This window comes from Vibrio sp. B1ASS3 (assembly GCF_905175355.1).
Classification (GTDB): domain Bacteria; phylum Pseudomonadota; class Gammaproteobacteria; order Enterobacterales; family Vibrionaceae; genus Vibrio; species Vibrio owensii.
Genome location: NZ_HG992743.1, coordinates 1,242,048 through 1,257,651, shown reverse-complemented (window position 1 = coordinate 1,257,651; position 15,604 = coordinate 1,242,048). Strand labels below are relative to the sequence as shown.

The 15,604-nt window shown below is 45.6% G+C and carries 10 protein-coding genes and 1 pseudogene; 9 read left to right on the top strand and 2 right to left on the bottom strand.

What is annotated here, in order from left to right; all coding sequences use genetic code 11:
• Window positions 1-18: 18 nt before the first annotated feature.
• Complete coding sequence (locus tag KJB05_RS24080; RefSeq protein ID WP_208445201.1) at window positions 19-1,647, bottom strand: sigma-54-dependent Fis family transcriptional regulator; 1,629 nt, start codon at window positions 1,645-1,647, stop codon at window positions 19-21.
• Window positions 1,634-4,312 (bottom strand): type VI secretion system ATPase TssH, encoded by a 2,679-nt coding sequence (tssH, locus tag KJB05_RS24075; protein WP_208445200.1) that lies wholly within the window; start codon window positions 4,310-4,312, stop codon window positions 1,634-1,636. The genes KJB05_RS24080 and tssH overlap by 14 nt, the downstream gene beginning before the upstream one ends.
• Before the next feature lie 455 nt (window positions 4,313-4,767).
• On the opposite strand from tssH, the gene KJB05_RS24070 reads away from it, so the two are divergent.
• The 9 genes and pseudogenes from KJB05_RS24070 (at window position 4,768) to tssB (ending at window position 15,597) form a co-directional block, all read left to right on the top strand.
• Window positions 4,768-5,286: an Hcp family type VI secretion system effector gene (locus tag KJB05_RS24070; RefSeq protein WP_009705234.1), complete on the top strand. Its 519-nt coding sequence runs from the start codon at window positions 4,768-4,770 to the stop codon at window positions 5,284-5,286.
• A gap of 72 nt (window positions 5,287-5,358) precedes the next feature.
• Complete coding sequence (gene tssI, locus KJB05_RS24065; protein WP_005438008.1) at window positions 5,359-7,437, top strand: type VI secretion system tip protein VgrG; 2,079 nt, start codon at window positions 5,359-5,361, stop codon at window positions 7,435-7,437.
• Window positions 7,437-7,922, top strand: a complete 486-nt coding sequence (locus KJB05_RS24060; RefSeq protein WP_208445199.1) for a hypothetical protein — start codon at window positions 7,437-7,439, stop codon at window positions 7,920-7,922. Before tssI ends, KJB05_RS24060 begins: the two co-directional genes overlap by 1 nt.
• A 100-nt stretch (window positions 7,923-8,022) precedes the next feature.
• Complete coding sequence (locus tag KJB05_RS24055) at window positions 8,023-9,342, top strand: hypothetical protein (protein ID WP_208445198.1); 1,320 nt, start codon at window positions 8,023-8,025, stop codon at window positions 9,340-9,342.
• Window positions 9,323-10,315, top strand: coding sequence for a DUF2169 domain-containing protein (locus KJB05_RS24050; RefSeq protein ID WP_208445197.1), 993 nt, complete (start codon window positions 9,323-9,325; stop codon window positions 10,313-10,315). The genes KJB05_RS24055 and KJB05_RS24050 overlap by 20 nt, the downstream gene beginning before the upstream one ends.
• Window positions 10,308-11,252 carry a hypothetical protein gene (locus tag KJB05_RS24045; RefSeq protein ID WP_208445196.1) on the top strand — a complete coding sequence of 315 codons (945 nt, stop codon included), beginning with the start codon at window positions 10,308-10,310 and terminating at the stop codon, window positions 11,250-11,252. The genes KJB05_RS24050 and KJB05_RS24045 overlap by 8 nt, the downstream gene beginning before the upstream one ends.
• Before the next feature lie 235 nt (window positions 11,253-11,487).
• Window positions 11,488-13,491 (top strand): protein kinase, encoded by a 2,004-nt coding sequence (locus tag KJB05_RS24040; protein ID WP_208445195.1) that lies wholly within the window; start codon window positions 11,488-11,490, stop codon window positions 13,489-13,491.
• A pseudogene (gene tssA, locus KJB05_RS24035) lies at window positions 13,491-15,064 on the top strand (type VI secretion system protein TssA). Before KJB05_RS24040 ends, tssA begins: the two are co-directional and overlap by 1 nt.
• 26 nt (window positions 15,065-15,090) lie before the next feature.
• Window positions 15,091-15,597 (top strand): type VI secretion system contractile sheath small subunit, encoded by a 507-nt coding sequence (gene tssB / locus KJB05_RS24030; protein WP_005437995.1) that lies wholly within the window; start codon window positions 15,091-15,093, stop codon window positions 15,595-15,597.
• Window positions 15,598-15,604 lie beyond the last annotated feature (7 nt).

Here is a 15,604-nt window from a genome sequence, read left to right as displayed (position 1 = left end):
TCGCTTCTCGCTTCTCGCTTAACCAGCTGCAGAAATATCGTATTTCTTCATCTTGTGGTTAAGGGTACTCATTGGAAGTGCCAATTGCTCTGCGGCCTTCTTGGTGTGCCAATTACAGGCATTTAAGCAATCGATGATCACTGTGCGCTCGTATTGGCTGACAACGTCCTTAAGGCCCATTGAAGCGTCTTCTAAATCCGCTTGTGCTGGCTCGTAAGCAGGTTGTTCTGGGGCAGGTGATGCCGCTTTTACTTCAACACTTGGCGTATCTTGTGGAATTTGTTCACCAAATTCGATGTGAGTGATGGTTTCAAAATCGGACAGCAGTACCGAGCGTTCGATGATGTTTTTGAGCTCACGCACGTTACCTGGGTATGGGTACGCAAGAAGCTGTTTACGGACGTTGGCACTTAACCCTGGCGCTTGCGGTAAACCTAGCGTGTTTGTGGTGTGTTGCACGAAGTGCTCTGCGAGAGGGAGGATGTCCGACTTGCGTGCTCTTAAAGGCGGCAATGTAATCGGGAAGACATTCAAGCGATAGAACAAATCGGCACGGAATCCGCCATCTTTGATTTGCTGCATCAGATTACAGTGAGTAGCGGCGATAACGCGCACGTCCACTTCAATCTCTTTGCTGGTGCCGATTGGGCGAACTTTACGTTCTTGTAGCACACGCAGCAATTTTGCCTGCAGTAGCATTGGCATATCACCAATCTCATCCAAGAACAGTGTGCCGCCGTTGGCTGCTTCAAACAGGCCGACTTTGTCTTTGTCTGCGCCCGTAAATGAACCTTTCTTATGCCCAAAAAGCTCAGATTCCAATAACTGCTCTGGAATAGCCGCACAGTTTTGAACGATCAAAGGTTGTTCTGCTCGGTTAGAGTTTTCGTGAATGTATTTCGCGATCACCTCTTTACCGGCACCAGTTTCACCACGCAACAGAACGTCGACAGGAAGAGATAGCACCTTATCAAGACGATTCAAGACATTGAGCATTTCTTCGCTCTCTGCAATAGGGCCCTGATAGGTTTTTTGGGTGCGCTTTTTGAGCTGAGTGTTCTCACGCACTAGGGCTTGATTATCGGCACTGAGGCTCTTAATCACTTGCCCATATTGCTCTAACCAAACGGCTTGGCGAATATTACTCGCCGCCATGCGACAAAACTCAGTCAATGCAGCCTCATTGTCGATAACACTTAAATCGAGCAAGACCAAGAGTCCAATGGTCTTACTTTCGCTATCAATCAAAGGCCAAGCCAGTAAGTTCTCGCTTTTTAGCCCTAGCGTCTGCTCAGTTTGATAGATGCTGTCACAGTCATAGCCGTTGTACTTATACAACTCGTTAATCAATACCACTTCACCATTGCGAATGGCAAAGTTAAATGGGTCGTTCTCACTAGCGGAATCAATCTGCAATGCCTCCCAAGGGTGGGAAACAATCGTTTTATCGTTATGGTGAGCGGTACTTGGAATCAACGCCTGGCCAGTCTGGTCCAAAACATAAATGATGCCGTGCTTTGCGAGGGTCATTTGTCTCGCAGCGGTCAACACAGCATCCAAGGTTTGGGTAAGCTGGCTGCGATCAGCCAAAGACTGACTGATCGCAAGTAGGGCGTTGCTAAGTTCGCTATGGTTAGCTGAACGCATAGGTTAGTGTTCCTTGCTCATCGACAGACACTTCGATTTGCGTATGTGAATCATCCTTGTCATGCACTAGTAGCTGAGTCGATAGCTGAGGCAGTAACTGACGGTTGATAACCGCGTCGATGTTACGCGCGCCCGTTTCAGCAAGGCGACAGTTACCTAGTACGAACTCAACCAAACTTTCTTCGTAGCTCAGAGACAGCTTGTGATGGCTCTGTAGACGCTGAGAAACTTTGTTCAACTTGTGGTGAATGATTTCTGTCATTGCTTCATCAGACAGCGGAACAAATGGCAGTACCGACATACGTGCCAATAGCGCCGGTTTGAAGTGTTGGTTCAAAGTAGGGCGGATAGCTTCTGCGATGATGTTTGCATCGATGTCTTTTGATTGATGAACTAAAGATTCGATCTCGTGCGTTGCAAGGTTACTGGTCATGATGATCAGCGTGTTCTTGAAGTCGATGGTGCGGCCTTCGCCGTCGTTCAGCGTACCTTTGTCGAACACTTGGTAGAACAGGTTCAACACTTCTGGATCGGCTTTTTCTACTTCATCAAGAAGTACAACAGAATATGGACGCTGACGTACCGCTTCTGTCAGCATGCCGCCTTCACCGTAACCTACGTAACCCGGAGGCGAACCGATTAGGCGAGATACCGTGTGCTTCTCTTGGAACTCAGACATGTTGATGGTCGTCATAAAGCGCTCACCACCAAACATTTGATCAGCGATCGCACGAGCCGTTTCGGTTTTACCCACACCACTTGGGCCAACCAGTAGGAATACGCCCGTCGGTGCGTCTGGGTTGCCTAGGCCTGCTTTTGCAGTTTGAATGCCTTCAGACAGTGCATCAATTGCGTATTCTTGGCCTTTGATGCTTTGTGTTAGGCTTTCTTTCAGTTTTAGCGTGGTTTCTGCTTCGTCTTGAAGCATCTTACCCATTGGAATACCGGTCCAGTCCGAGATCACGTGGCTAACTTCATCTGGACCCACTTCAAAGTGAACCAGTGGGTTGCCATTGCGGATTGCGTCTAACTGCTCTTGGCAGGCTGAAATTGCAATGCGAACGGCTTCTTCATCCATTTCTGCATATGGAGAAACGTCTTGCTCTTGTTCTGAATCTTCGTCTGCAACAAGCTCTTCTTCATTTGTTTCGCCAAAGACCAGTTCATGCAAGCGAGAGCGTAGAGAAATCATCTCTTGGATCTGCTCTTTTTCTTTGTGCCATTGCGCTTCTTGCTCTGCCAGCTCTTTTTTCGTTGCTTCCATTGCCAGTTTTAGATCTGGAATATTAGCAAGGCTGTGCTTGTCGCCAGTTTGCTGCAGAGCATCACGCTCAAGAGCTTCTAGCTCGCGCTGTTGAGCTGCAAGTTCTTGCTGCAGAGTCTCAACAGAAGCAGGAATGGCATTAAGGCTGATGTTCACTCGTGCACACGCAGTATCTAGCACATCGATCGCTTTGTCTGGCAGTTGACGGCCGGAGATGTAGCGAGCAGAAAGTGCTGCCGCAGCAGTGATGGCGTCATCACGCACGTAAACATTGTGTGACTTCTCGTATGCAGGGCGAAGACCACGAATGATCAATGCTGCTTGTTCAGGAGACGGTTCGTCAAGTTTTACCAATTGGAAACGACGCGCAAGGGCAGGATCTTTCTCGAAGTACTTCTTGTATTCCGACCATGTTGTTGCAGCGATGGTTTTCACTTCACCACGTGCTAGGGCAGGTTTTAACAAGTTTGCAGCGTCGCTGCCACCCGCTTGGTTACCACCACCAACAAGGGTGTGTGCTTCATCGATGAAAAGAATGATAGGGGTTGGCGAGTTTTTCACTTCATCCAATACCGCGTTTAGGCGTTTTTCGAATTCACCTTTTACGCTTGCACCTGCCTGAAGAAGACCCATGTCCAAGCCGTAAAGCTCAACACCTTTGAGGTTGTCTGGTACGTCACCTTGTACAATTTTAAGTGCCAAGCCTTCTACTACTGCGGTTTTACCAACGCCCGGCTCACCAACAGCAATAGGGTTGTTTTTACGGCGACGAGCAAGAATGTCCACGATTTGGCGGATTTCTTGGTCGCGGCAGAAAACAGGGTCGATTTCGCCTTTGCGTGCTTTACCAGTGAAGTCGGTCGTGAACTTGCTCAGTGCGGAACCATCTTCACGAGCTTGTGTTTTCTCAGAAGTCGCTACTTGTGCCTCAATAGAGTGGCTGGTTAGCTCTGCAAAGTTACGCTTAAGGCTGTCAGGGTTTACCGCTTCAAGGATAGAGGCGTAACCATGTTGACCGTAACGGAGAGGGTTGCTAACAAGAGTAAGGAGTAGGGCGCCAGAGCGGATTTGTGTTTCGGATAGATCTAAAGAAGAAACCAGCCAGCTTTCTTGTAACCATTCGATTAATAAAGCAGAAAAAACAGGTTTGCTGCCATTTCCTTTGGCGTTGGTGTCGAGTGTGGATCGAACCGATTGTCTTAATAAGTTCTCAGAACAATCAAAATGACTTAATAAGACGTCAAAATCACTATTTGGCCTTTCTAATAGACTCAGTAAATAATGCTCAATTTGAACTTCGTTTGCTTTTTCAGAGACTGCAAGTGCAGCGGCGTCTTCTAATGCCACTTTTGCAATCGGGTGTAGACGCTGAATTAATGAAGAAAGGTTTATATTTATCATAGCCATTTTATTCTTTAGAGGAAAAGAGGTAGCGGCTATTATACTAAAAGTGACAGTGCGGTTTTTTTATCAAGATATTTTGACTATCGTTTGTTGGTGATTTTAATGATGATATTAGTGTGAACATTTACCACTGATAAATATTCATTGTTATTCTGAATTAATTATTGGTTAATATGCCTAAATTGCCAGTGTTATTAACTTTATTCTGCCTTAAATATATGGTTATTTTCACTTTTTATAATCGAAACAATTTATTATTATTTGAATCCAACTTTTTGGTTTTTCATCCAATAAATTGTACTTAATAAATTGATAAATAAAGCTGATTTTTCTCTAAGTTGTTGTATTTAAAGGTTTATAAAAGTTGGCATGGAGTTTGATTATACCAAGTAGTCGCGGTGATAAGCGATTTGGTGATTTAAACAAAACAGATTTTAGAAAAGGAAATAACGATGCCAACTCCAGCATATATGTCTATCCAAGGTGAAACTCAAGGTCACATCACTAAAGATACTTACTCTGCAGATTCTGTAGGTAACACTTGGCAAGAAGCTCACGTTGATGAGTTCCTAGTACAAGAGCTAGACCACGTACTAACAGTGCCACGTGACCCACAAAGCGGTCAGCCAACAGGTCAACGTGTACACCGCCCACTTGTTGTAACTAAAGTTCAAGACCGTTCTTCTCCACTACTATTCAACGCACTAGTATCTGGTGAAAAACTTCCTGAGTGTGTGATTCGTTTCTACCGTACATCAGTTCAAGGTAAGCAAGAGCACTACTACTCAATCAAACTGATTGATGCGCTACTTGTAGATATCCAAACTCGCATGAACCACTGTCAAGATGCTGCAACTGCAGACCGCGTGACAGAAGAAGTTCTTAAGCTGACTTACCGTGCAATCGAAGTAACTCACGAAAACTGTGGTACAGCTGGTAACGACGACTGGCGTGCTCCACGCGAAGCATAATTGCTTTTTGCGTAAAGATTCAGGGCCAACAATTGTTGGCCCTAATTCGATTATTTGTATCAGGTAAAAGATATGGTGAATGACGTAGAATTTAAATTTGAAGTGCCAGGGTGTGGGCACGAGTTTCGAGTAGAAAGCTTTCAAGTGAATGAAGAGCTTTCGAAGCCTTTTCACATCAGTCTCTCATTACTTTCACTTGATCCAGATATCTCTTTTGATGCTCTAATTCGTAAAGCGGGCACGCTGACTCTTTATGGACAGGGTGTAGGTGCTGCGCGCGTATTCAACGGCGTAGTAAACGAAGTTCGTTACCTAGGTACGGGGCGTCGTTTTTCTCGCTATCAATTGGTTTTGGTTCCTCAAGCTTGGTTCTTATCTCAGCGCCAAGATTGTCGCATTTTCCAACAAAAGTCAGCGCAAGACATCATCACGGAAGTGTTAGATGATGGAGCGGTCACTGATTACCGATTTGAAGTTTCGGGTACTTACCCTCCAAAAGAATACGTTCTGCAATATCGCGAATCTGACTTGCACTTCGTTCAACGAATGATGGCTGAGCACGGTATGTGGTATTACTTCGACCATACCGATTCAAACCACACCATGGTGATTGTTGATAGTAACGATGCGATCGCGCCCTTGGTGAGCTCACCAATCAATGCATCATACATCGGGCCCATTGTGTTCCACGCTGACGGCGGCGGTGTTGCAGATCGCGAGCACATCTCTGACCTAGAGCTTGTTAACCGCGTTCGAACTGGTCAGGTTACGTACACGGATTACAACTACGAGCAGCCAAAGATCCCGCAAGAGATGACGCACGCGGGTGACCTTGACCAAGATTTGAAGCAGTTCGATTACCCAGGTCGTTATGTTGATCCTGCGATGGGGCAGGTGAGAACGACGGAATGGATGTCTGAGCACATTGTGGACAACCAACAAGTGGAAGCAAGCAGTGATGTAATGCGTTTGGCGTCTGGTTACAGCTTCAATATCGGCGAACATCCTCGTTCAGAAATTAACCGTGATTACATCATGCTTTCCGTCATGCACACTGGGCAAGATCCACAAGTGCATGAAGACGAAACCAGTGGGATGCCGACTACCTACTACAACCAGTTTTCTTGTATTCCACGCGATGTGGTATTTAAAGCACCAAAAATGGCAGCGCCACTTGTTGATGGCCCGCAAACCGCTGTTGTCGTAGGCCCTGCAGGCGAAGAGATCTACACCGATAAGCTTGGACGAATCAAAGTTCAGTTCCATTGGGATCGCTATGGCGATAATGATGAACATGCGAGTTGTTGGATTCGCGTTAGCCAATCTATGGCGGCTCCAACTTGGGGTGCGGTTTATTTGCCACGTATTGGCCATGAAGTTGTAGTAACCTTCCTTGAAGGGGACCCAGACCGTCCGCTAGTGACAGGCGCGGTTTATAACGGCCTGCATTTCCCTCCATACTCGTTGCCAGAAAACAAAACGCGTACCACGTTCCGTACTCAAACGCACAAAGGCACAGGCTACAACGAACTGAGCTTTGAGGACGAAGCGAACCAAGAAGAAGTCTACATTCACGCTCAAAAAGACATGTCGACGAAAGTACTCAACAACCGTTACCGAGATATCGGTCAGGATGAGTTCTTAAAGGTAGCGCGTCATCAAACTAACGAAGTACACGGTGATCACAAAGAAACCATTGATGGTCACAAGACAACACAAGTAAACAGCACCTTTACGGAAACCGTAGAGCAAGATGTCACTGTCACTTACAACGCCAACGAAACTCAGTATGTGAAAAACAATTCTGATTTGGAAATTGGTGATAACCGCACGACTAAGATTGGTAAGAATGATGATCTGGATGTGGGTGAGAACAGCAACTTAACGGTTGGTGCATCGAAGAGCTCAGACATTGGTGCGGATGATAACCAAACCGTTGGCGGCAACTTAACCGTGTCGGTGAAAGGTAATACGTCATACAAAGCCGATGGCGCAACGCAAATCATCAGTGGTGACAAGATTGTGCTGAAAACCGGCGGTTCTTCATTAGTGATGAACAGCGACGGTTCAATCAAGCTCTCTGGTTCTTCAATCACCATTGAAGGTAGCGATAAAGTCGTCGTGAAAGGTGGTAACGTAGCGATTAACTAATGATGGAAAAACAACCTCTTATTACAGAAACCATCACGAAGCAGCAAGCCGATTCACCGGCTTGCTTTTCGCGTTTTGGAACCATAGTCGCTATCAACGAATCAACGGGCAGTGTTCGCGTTGATTTTGATGGCAACCCATTTAACCAACCACTTACCGCAAGGTTAGGGCGTGGATTTCGCCGCTCTGAACTTCAAATGGCTATCGATAATCGATTAAGTTGTCGAATCGAATTTTTGAACGACGACTTAAGCTTGCCTCTCGTGACAGACATTTTCTTCTCCATTCTGGACGACTCTGAGGAGTTTGTACTGCGAGCAAAGAAGATGGTCATCGAGACCGAGCAAGAACTGATCGTCAGAAGTGGTGAGACAGAAACTCGCTACAGCGGGCGTGATGGCCGAATTACCACTAAAGCGAAATACGTCACTTCTCAAGCAGAGAAAGCACAAAAAATTCAAGGCGGAACGATCGCAATTAACTAGTTAGCTCGTTTTAACTCTTTATCTCGTGGTAACGAATTGACTAGCCACTCGAGTTAACTAATTGCAATCGCGTTATCGCACGCTAAAAACGGATAAGTAGATGCGACAAAGAATCGGTGTCGAGCACCTAAAGGCACCAATAACCAATCAAGAAGTCGAAGGCGTGTTAGCAAGAGCTGAGCGTGCTGTGAACGACCTTTCCCAATTACCGCCAACTTGGCTGAGCTTTTGTAATGAAAAGCTGTCCATTGCTTCTGAAAGCATCGGATTTTTAATCAAGCAGCGAATTCAAATTCACAAGCGGGGCTATCCAAGTCGTGAGTTGGAGTATCTCAAACTGATTGAGCGTCAAATTGAAGAGCTCAAGCAGGTGTACTTGTCGTTTTATCGATTAGCACCGGGCTTGATTCATCAATTAAGAGGCCAAGAGCCAGAAATCTACGGCTGGTTGATGCTTCAGGGTGAGTTGGGCTCTGAGTTGGATAACCTTTTATGTGGATTGAGCTTACTCGAAGCGTTAGATACTAAAACGGCTATGGTCATTGTCACGCAATCTCCAGTTGAACACATTGATAGCGTGATGTCTGAACTGATTGAGGGGAAGGCAAAATCGAGTACGTTGTACTTCGAGTGCTTGCGTCTGCGTCAAGCTTTGAGTGTTGCGTTAATTAAACGTTGGCACAAATCGGAAATTATTCGTTCTAATATCGCGCTACCTCTACTGGCATTGCAAGATGTGGAAGAGGGGATTGAATGGATTAATGACAATGCGAACTCTGAACAATATCTGTTTGAACGTTTGATCACTAAGCGCGACAGAGGCACCTGGTTCCGTCAGTGTTTTGGTATTGTGCCGAGTGGTTTGCCTTCTGCTCAAGTACTGACCTTCGCGAAGCTATTAGAGCTTAAAGAGTTTGAAGCGTTTGATATTTCCTCTTCATTAGCTCCCGTTGATTTTGCCCTGAGTGGTGATTGGAAGTTAGTGCCAGAAATCATCGAGCACTTGGAAACTCTGGAAGAAGATGACGGTGAAACTTGGATTCAAGCTTTGTATGTGGTTTACGGAAAGCTTCTACCCCTTACTCCCGAAGACGTTGGTGTTGAATATGAGTGGGAAGAGATCGTCGACCTGCTCAATGAATGGGTGGAAGATGAAAAACACATCCAAAATCTACCAAGCCGTTTGGGTTACGCATTGAGCTTCGAGTCTACTTTAGCTGCGATGCAAGATGCCAACGTTGATGTGCTGTTCCGCGATTGGTTATGGCGCCAAATCTGCATTCAATCCAGAGCTTACGTACCTTGGGATATGGCGATGCCGATTCATCAGCAAGACTGGAACTTCAACAATTTAAAGGCCGCACCTTCTGCGAGCGAACGATTCAACTTAAGGAATAGCAATGCAGTTATGGGATATTGAGGCGCACCCTGAGCTATCACTTAAAGGTCGTTTTCAACGTGACGAAAACGGCGATGAAGTGTGGGTTGTGGTCGCCAAACGTACTTGGCAATTCGATGGTGTGGTTTGGCACGAATTAGGTGAAAGTGAAATCTTTGATGATCCCCAATATTTGGGCGAAGAAGGTTTCTCTGCGATGAAAGTTGACCACGAGTTTGCGTATACCAAAGACAACACAGATGTGCTTGTTTACGGCAAAGCGCGCAGCTACGCGAAAAAGCCAGTGACATACCAAGAGTGTCGCGTGTTGATTGATGGCCACATTGATAAAACCCTCGCGATTCATGGTGAACGCGTTTGGGTTGAACATGGTGGCAGTATCACGCTCAGTAAGCCTATTCCCTTTATTGAAAAAGACATAGATTACACCTGTGCAATTGGTGGTGATTTACGTAACCGAGTTGGTGGCGGCGTTGCCGATTCCAACAAAGAACTGCTCGAACAGAAAGTGCCTTCGGTTTTCTACCCGAGAGAAGAGTGGAGTTCTACTTCGAAAAACCTTCGCGTAGCGGGCTTTGGTCCTGTTCCTCCATTCTTTGAATCGCGCCAAAAACTAGCGGGGACATTTGATGAGGATTGGATTGAAAACCGCAAGCCAATGTTACCGCTCGACTTTGATAAGCGGTTCTTACAAAGCGCGCCTGTTGACCAACAATGCAAAGGCTTTCTTCATGGTGGTGAGCGCTTGATGATGAGTGGTTTCTGTCATGATGACACGCTTTCATTCCGAATTCCTAAAGAGAAATATCGCGCAATCGCGACGTTCAAAGACAACAGCTACCAAGCTGATATGGCGATGTACACCTTATTCGTGGATGCTGAAAAGAAAACCATATCAATCAGTTACACCGCGGCGTTTCCTTGTCAGGGGAAAGAGCATTTGCTGGTGTCGACATCGATCACTAAGTTGGAAGAGGTAAGCGAGCATGCATAATTCAACAGGCCGTTACGTACTGGGGATGGAAGTGATGACACCTACTGGCATGAATCTGGATATCGCAACCAGTGTCGCAAACGCTGATTTAGCCAGATTTGATCAAGTGGTTGGTAAAGACGGCATTGAGCGTTTTACCTTTGCCAAAATCGAGTACACAAAAGAGAGCGCGTTATTTGAAAAAGCGTGCGAATTAACTGCAAATTTACTGGATTCCTTGCTAGCGCAGTTACCTCGTTCTTTGAAGCCGATTCCATTACTTATTGCTGTGCCAACGACAATTTCATTAGTGAAGATGCAAGAATGGCTTGGTGAAAGTGACTATTCTGACTTTCTTTCTGTGGTCGAAGCAGTGCATACCAGTGGGCCTAGCTTCGTGCTACAGGCTATGAAGTCTTTGGATAAATACGATGCCATGATGTGTATTAGCGTCGATTCTATGGTGGATACGATGCAAGCGCTCATTGATGATGCCATGGTCATGAGTACCAATAATCCGTGGGGCATTATTCCGAGTGAGGGAGGGGCTGGTTTAATTCTCTGCCGAAGAAATACGGTAGAAACATTGAAACTTAAACCTCAAGCGCAGCTTGGCTATATTGATACGGAATTAAATACGTCAGACCGAAGAGGCATGTTTCGCCTTGTTCAGCGCGCGAGTAAAAAGCTCGATTCATTTGGTGAAGTGTATTCCGATATGACGAATCTCCGTATGCACACGGAAGATTACGGCTTTGCATTGGGGGCCAAAGCAGAACGTTTCACCAATCCAGAACAGCCGCAGCTTATCAATGAGTTATGGGGCACGATGGGCAGTAGTTCTTCACTCGCTTTGATTGGATTTACGGTTAAAAATCATCATTTTAACCAACCTGCATCGCTATTAATGTTTGATTTTAATGGCGACAAAGGGTTGCTTCAATTACTGGCGTGCTAGTACGAAACAACACGCAAAACCTTATTAAAATGCTCTCATAATCTCGGTAAGGTATTTAATCGATGAAAACAACATAACTTATGTAGTGAAAGCGTAAGTCAAAGAGTCTAATAACTTAGTAATTATAACTAAAGTAATAGCGTTACTGTTCGTTTTAAATACCAGCCTTGAAACAAGGATGTTTCAGCAAATATTATTTCGGCCTAATAATATTTGTTCGATAAAAGAGTGCAAAGTGTCTGATAAGCAGGGAGCAGCCAAAGGTTATATTGATCAATTGGTTGTTAAAGCCATTGAGAAAAAGAAACAGAACGAGCAAAGATTGGCGCAAAAAAATAAGCCAAAGCTTGAGTATGTACTTTTTTCACAATTTGATGTGCTAGACACACTGTTATCGAAAAATGGTAGGACGACCGTCTATCATCTCGCCAAAAAGGGTCAACCAGAAAAACAAATCTGCTGTAAAGTCGTCAATGAAGACGCCCCAGATATTGCCAATAAAATGTTGGTCAATGAAGCAAGCAGATTAGAGCTCTCTCAGCACCCAAGCGTCGCTGATTTTATTAAGATCGGTAACGAATTCGAACGCCCATATTTAATGTACGAGTGGATTCAAGGTGAATCACTGGCAGAGAAGATGGAACGCCATTCCTCTAAAGGTTTTCGCCACGACCACATTGCTTGGTTAGTGTATCAACTTGCGGGTGCGCTGGAGTTTATGCATACCCGAGGTATTTGCCATCTTGATATAAAGCCGTCAAATGTTCTTGTTAGTGAGGGCGACTACGTTAAGTTGATCGACTTTGGTGCCGCGCGCTACATCGGTGAAAATGAGTCTCATGCTGAGGCAAGTTTAAGTTACGCTTCACCTCTTTATCTTGAGACAGGTACAACCGAGCCACAAGACGATGTTTATTCACTTGCATTACTGACGGGCCATTTATTTATTGGTTCGATCTTTGGTGACGCTTGGCACAAGCAATTAAAAGATCGCAAGCGTCCGGCATTAATTCCAAACCATATTTGGAAGCTGCTTAAGCAAGTGATTAATAACCCAAGAGGGCATGGCTACACTGCGATTTCTTTTGCACAGCAACTTGCACGCATTGACACTCAATCTATTGATTCACAGTCGAATGCGCCGATTTTCAGCAGCTTGCGTAATGCCGACTTATTGCTGACGCATTGTAAACCGCAAGACAAAGCCGGCTACGGTCGCTTTAAAGTGCTCGAAGCTAGCTTGGTATTGAGCGTGATGGCAATTACAGGCCATTACTTATACGAACAAAGCCAGCCTGAGTGGAAAACGATTGTGAAGTCGGAACCGACAATTTCACAAAACGAAACTCCTTTGGCGAGTACGATCAAACCAGCACAAACCGCTTCTTTCTTGGCTCAGCCTCCTTGGGCGATTGAGCAGGCGCTCAATGATATGGAAAAAGACGTCATGTCGACGGCACCTTATCGTGAAGCCTACCAAGTGCAGCAAATGAAACTGTCTAAGCTGTACAAAAATAATCAGGCGCAATTGACCTCTTATCAAGCTCTAGCGGATGACTTACCGAAGACGCTAGTAGATTTGCGTAAAGAGTTGGTGACGTTACGAGAAAAATTGGTCGATGATGGTGCTTTATTCCCATACGCAGACAAAACCTTAACCAAAGTAATGGCAGGTTTGAATGTCGCGTCGGTTGATTCGATGAAAATCTCTGCTGTTGCGGGAAGCAAAGACGAGCAGATTGCTAATCTAATCCTTGATGGTGAAGCTAAGTTGGCTGACGAAGAGATGAAAGCGGCTTGGTTGCTAAATCAATCGGAAGCTTACTTCTACAGCCAAGTGTTGCCAAACAAGGTGATGGCAAACATCAACGACTCTATCGAGCAGCACGCAAAAGATCATTACTACACCAAAGCCATTGAAGAGGCGAAGGCCGCTAAGAGTTATTTTGGTAACACGCCGGCGCTGAACAAAAAGGTCAAGGATCTGATTGTTGCTCGTAGCGAATACATTCTATTTAGCACCGTGACTGAACAGTCGGTGTTTGATAAGCAAAAATTGCACGATTCACTGGCTGACCTTGAGCGAAACGCGCCGAAGAAGTTTAGTGAAATTACCGATCTGCTTGAGAGCATGGCTACGGATTCTATCGATAAAAGTCATCAACTTTCTCGCCCGGCACGCGGTGCAATCGCCGTTGAACGCGCTCTGAGAGATTATCTAGCAGAGGGGAGAGGCTAATGTCTGTTATCGATATCGAACGCTTATTGGCCCCTATCTCTGATGCAACGCCGGTGGGTGAAGATGCTCGCTACGAGTTTTGCTACGAGATGATGGAATCTGAAGTAAAGAAATTCGGTTCCCTGTTTGGTGAAACGGTCGATTGGGGCGTCGTAAAAACGCATGCGACTGAAGTGCTAGAGCACCATAGCAAAGACTTAAAAGCCATTTGTTACCTTGTACGCGCGCTAACGGAAGAGTTTGGTCTTCAAGGCTTTGAGCAAGGTCTAAAGCTGCTTAGTGAGGCGTTAAATCGCTTTGGCGTTGAACTGTATCCTTCGCGAAAGCGGGGCAGAGATGGCGCGGTCGAATGGCTGAACCATCAGTTTAAATTGGTAAGCGGTAAGTTAGCAGAAAGTGCTCAGTCATGGGAGTTGGTTTCAAGCTGTATTTCGACCATTGAAGAGGTTCAGCGACAATTCGACGATGTTTACCAAGACTCAGAAGCGGATTTCTTTGAGATTCGCACTCAGCTCAACGTCTTATCTCAACAAGCTGCGGCTGATGACCAAATAGATGACGCATCGGTCACTGTTGAACAGGCGATATCTACGCCAACTGCACAGTCTGCCGCAGTAGAAAAGCCGGCACAGAGCGAAGTGCAAACCGCTCCAGCAAAGACGGTTACGCCGGCCCCTAAACCTGCACCAGTTAAGAAAGCGGTAGCAAAAGAAGTGGATGTCGATACGGACTTCTCTTCACCGACGGCTTCTAAGCGCACCTTGAAGAAGGTTGCAGAAGTCATGCTTCATGCAAATCCAAGTGATCCGCTGGCTTACCGAATTTATCGTCATCTGACTTGGGATGATATTGATGGTCTGCCTGATCATCAAAACAATCAAACGCCATTGAGCTTGGCAGTGTCTTCCGATCAACAGGCGGAATACAGAGACAAAGCCAATCAAGAAAGCGACATCGACATCATTAAACGTTTGGAGCGCACACTAACGGATGCGCCGTTTTGGCTGACAGGTCATTACTTCGTGTATTCGATGCTCATTAATTTGGGCTTCGACGATGCAGCGACGGCTGTGAAACAAGAAGTGCAGCGTTTTGTTGATTCGCTAGAGGGCATCGAGCACCTCTCATTTAAGAATTCTTTACCATTGCAGATGAAGCGACCTTGAGCTGGTTATCGACTCAGGATGCAACTTCTTCGACGTCTCAATCCGTTGTTCAAACGGTTGTTATTTCGCAAGAAGACTCGCTGCCGATGGAGGATATCACTCTAGAAAACCTAGGGGAATATGCCGCAGAACTTGCCCGCAAACTCGAGCTGGATAGCTCGGGACGTGGACAGTTTATGCTGTATTTACAATTGATAGCAGCTTACCAGTCTGTTGGATTATACCCGTTGTGTCTGCCTTATCTTGAGAAGGGTTGGGAAGTACAAAAAGCGTTTAATCTCGCGAGCTGGGAACCCCACTTATCGTCACAGTTGGAAGACCTGATTCGAAAAACACTCCATCAGTTATTCAGAAGTAAGGATCTTTTGCCTGAGAAGTATGAAGAGTGGAAAGCAATTTATGACTAATTAAAGAGTTAAATAAGGAACTAATTATGTCACGTGACGGCTCGGTGGCTCCTAAAGAGCGAATTAATATCCGTTATGTTCCAGCAACTGGTGATACGCAAGATGACGTAGAGCTGCCGCTGAGCATGATGGTAGTTGGCGACTTTACTGCACGTGCAGATGAGACGCCAATCGAAGAACGTACTCCAATCAATATCGATAAAGACAACTTTAACGAAGTGCTAGAAGGCATGTCTCCAAACGTTAAAGTGAATGTTGAAAACCGTCTTTCTGAAGAAGAAGGTGGTCAAATCGGCGTTGATCTGACGTTCCAAAACATGAAGGACTTCTCTCCTGAAGCAATCGCGAAAAGCGTACCTGAGCTAAACAGCTTGCTTGAACTTCGCGAAGCCTTGGTTGCATTGAAAGGTCCTCTAGGAAACGTTCCTGCGTTCCGTAAGAAGATCGCATCGGTTCTTCAAGACGAAGAAGCGAGAAAGAAACTGTTGGATGAACTAAGCATTGGCGCCGACCAAGAAGCGAAAGAAGAGTAAGGGATAT

Coding starts and splice junctions, on each gene's coding strand:
- KJB05_RS24070 (WP_009705234.1), top strand. CDS start 4,768: ATGCCAACTCCAGCATATATGTCTATCCAAGGTGAAACTCAAGGTCAC.
- tssH (WP_208445200.1), bottom strand. CDS start 4,312: ATGATAAATATAAACCTTTCTTCATTAATTCAGCGTCTACACCCGATT.
- KJB05_RS24060 (WP_208445199.1), top strand. CDS start 7,437: ATGATGGAAAAACAACCTCTTATTACAGAAACCATCACGAAGCAGCAA.
- KJB05_RS24055 (WP_208445198.1), top strand. CDS start 8,023: ATGCGACAAAGAATCGGTGTCGAGCACCTAAAGGCACCAATAACCAAT.
- KJB05_RS24045 (WP_208445196.1), top strand. CDS start 10,308: ATGCATAATTCAACAGGCCGTTACGTACTGGGGATGGAAGTGATGACA.
- tssI (WP_005438008.1), top strand. CDS start 5,359: ATGGTGAATGACGTAGAATTTAAATTTGAAGTGCCAGGGTGTGGGCAC.
- tssB (WP_005437995.1), top strand. CDS start 15,091: ATGTCACGTGACGGCTCGGTGGCTCCTAAAGAGCGAATTAATATCCGT.
- KJB05_RS24050 (WP_208445197.1), top strand. CDS start 9,323: ATGCAGTTATGGGATATTGAGGCGCACCCTGAGCTATCACTTAAAGGT.
- KJB05_RS24080 (WP_208445201.1), bottom strand. CDS start 1,647: ATGCGTTCAGCTAACCATAGCGAACTTAGCAACGCCCTACTTGCGATC.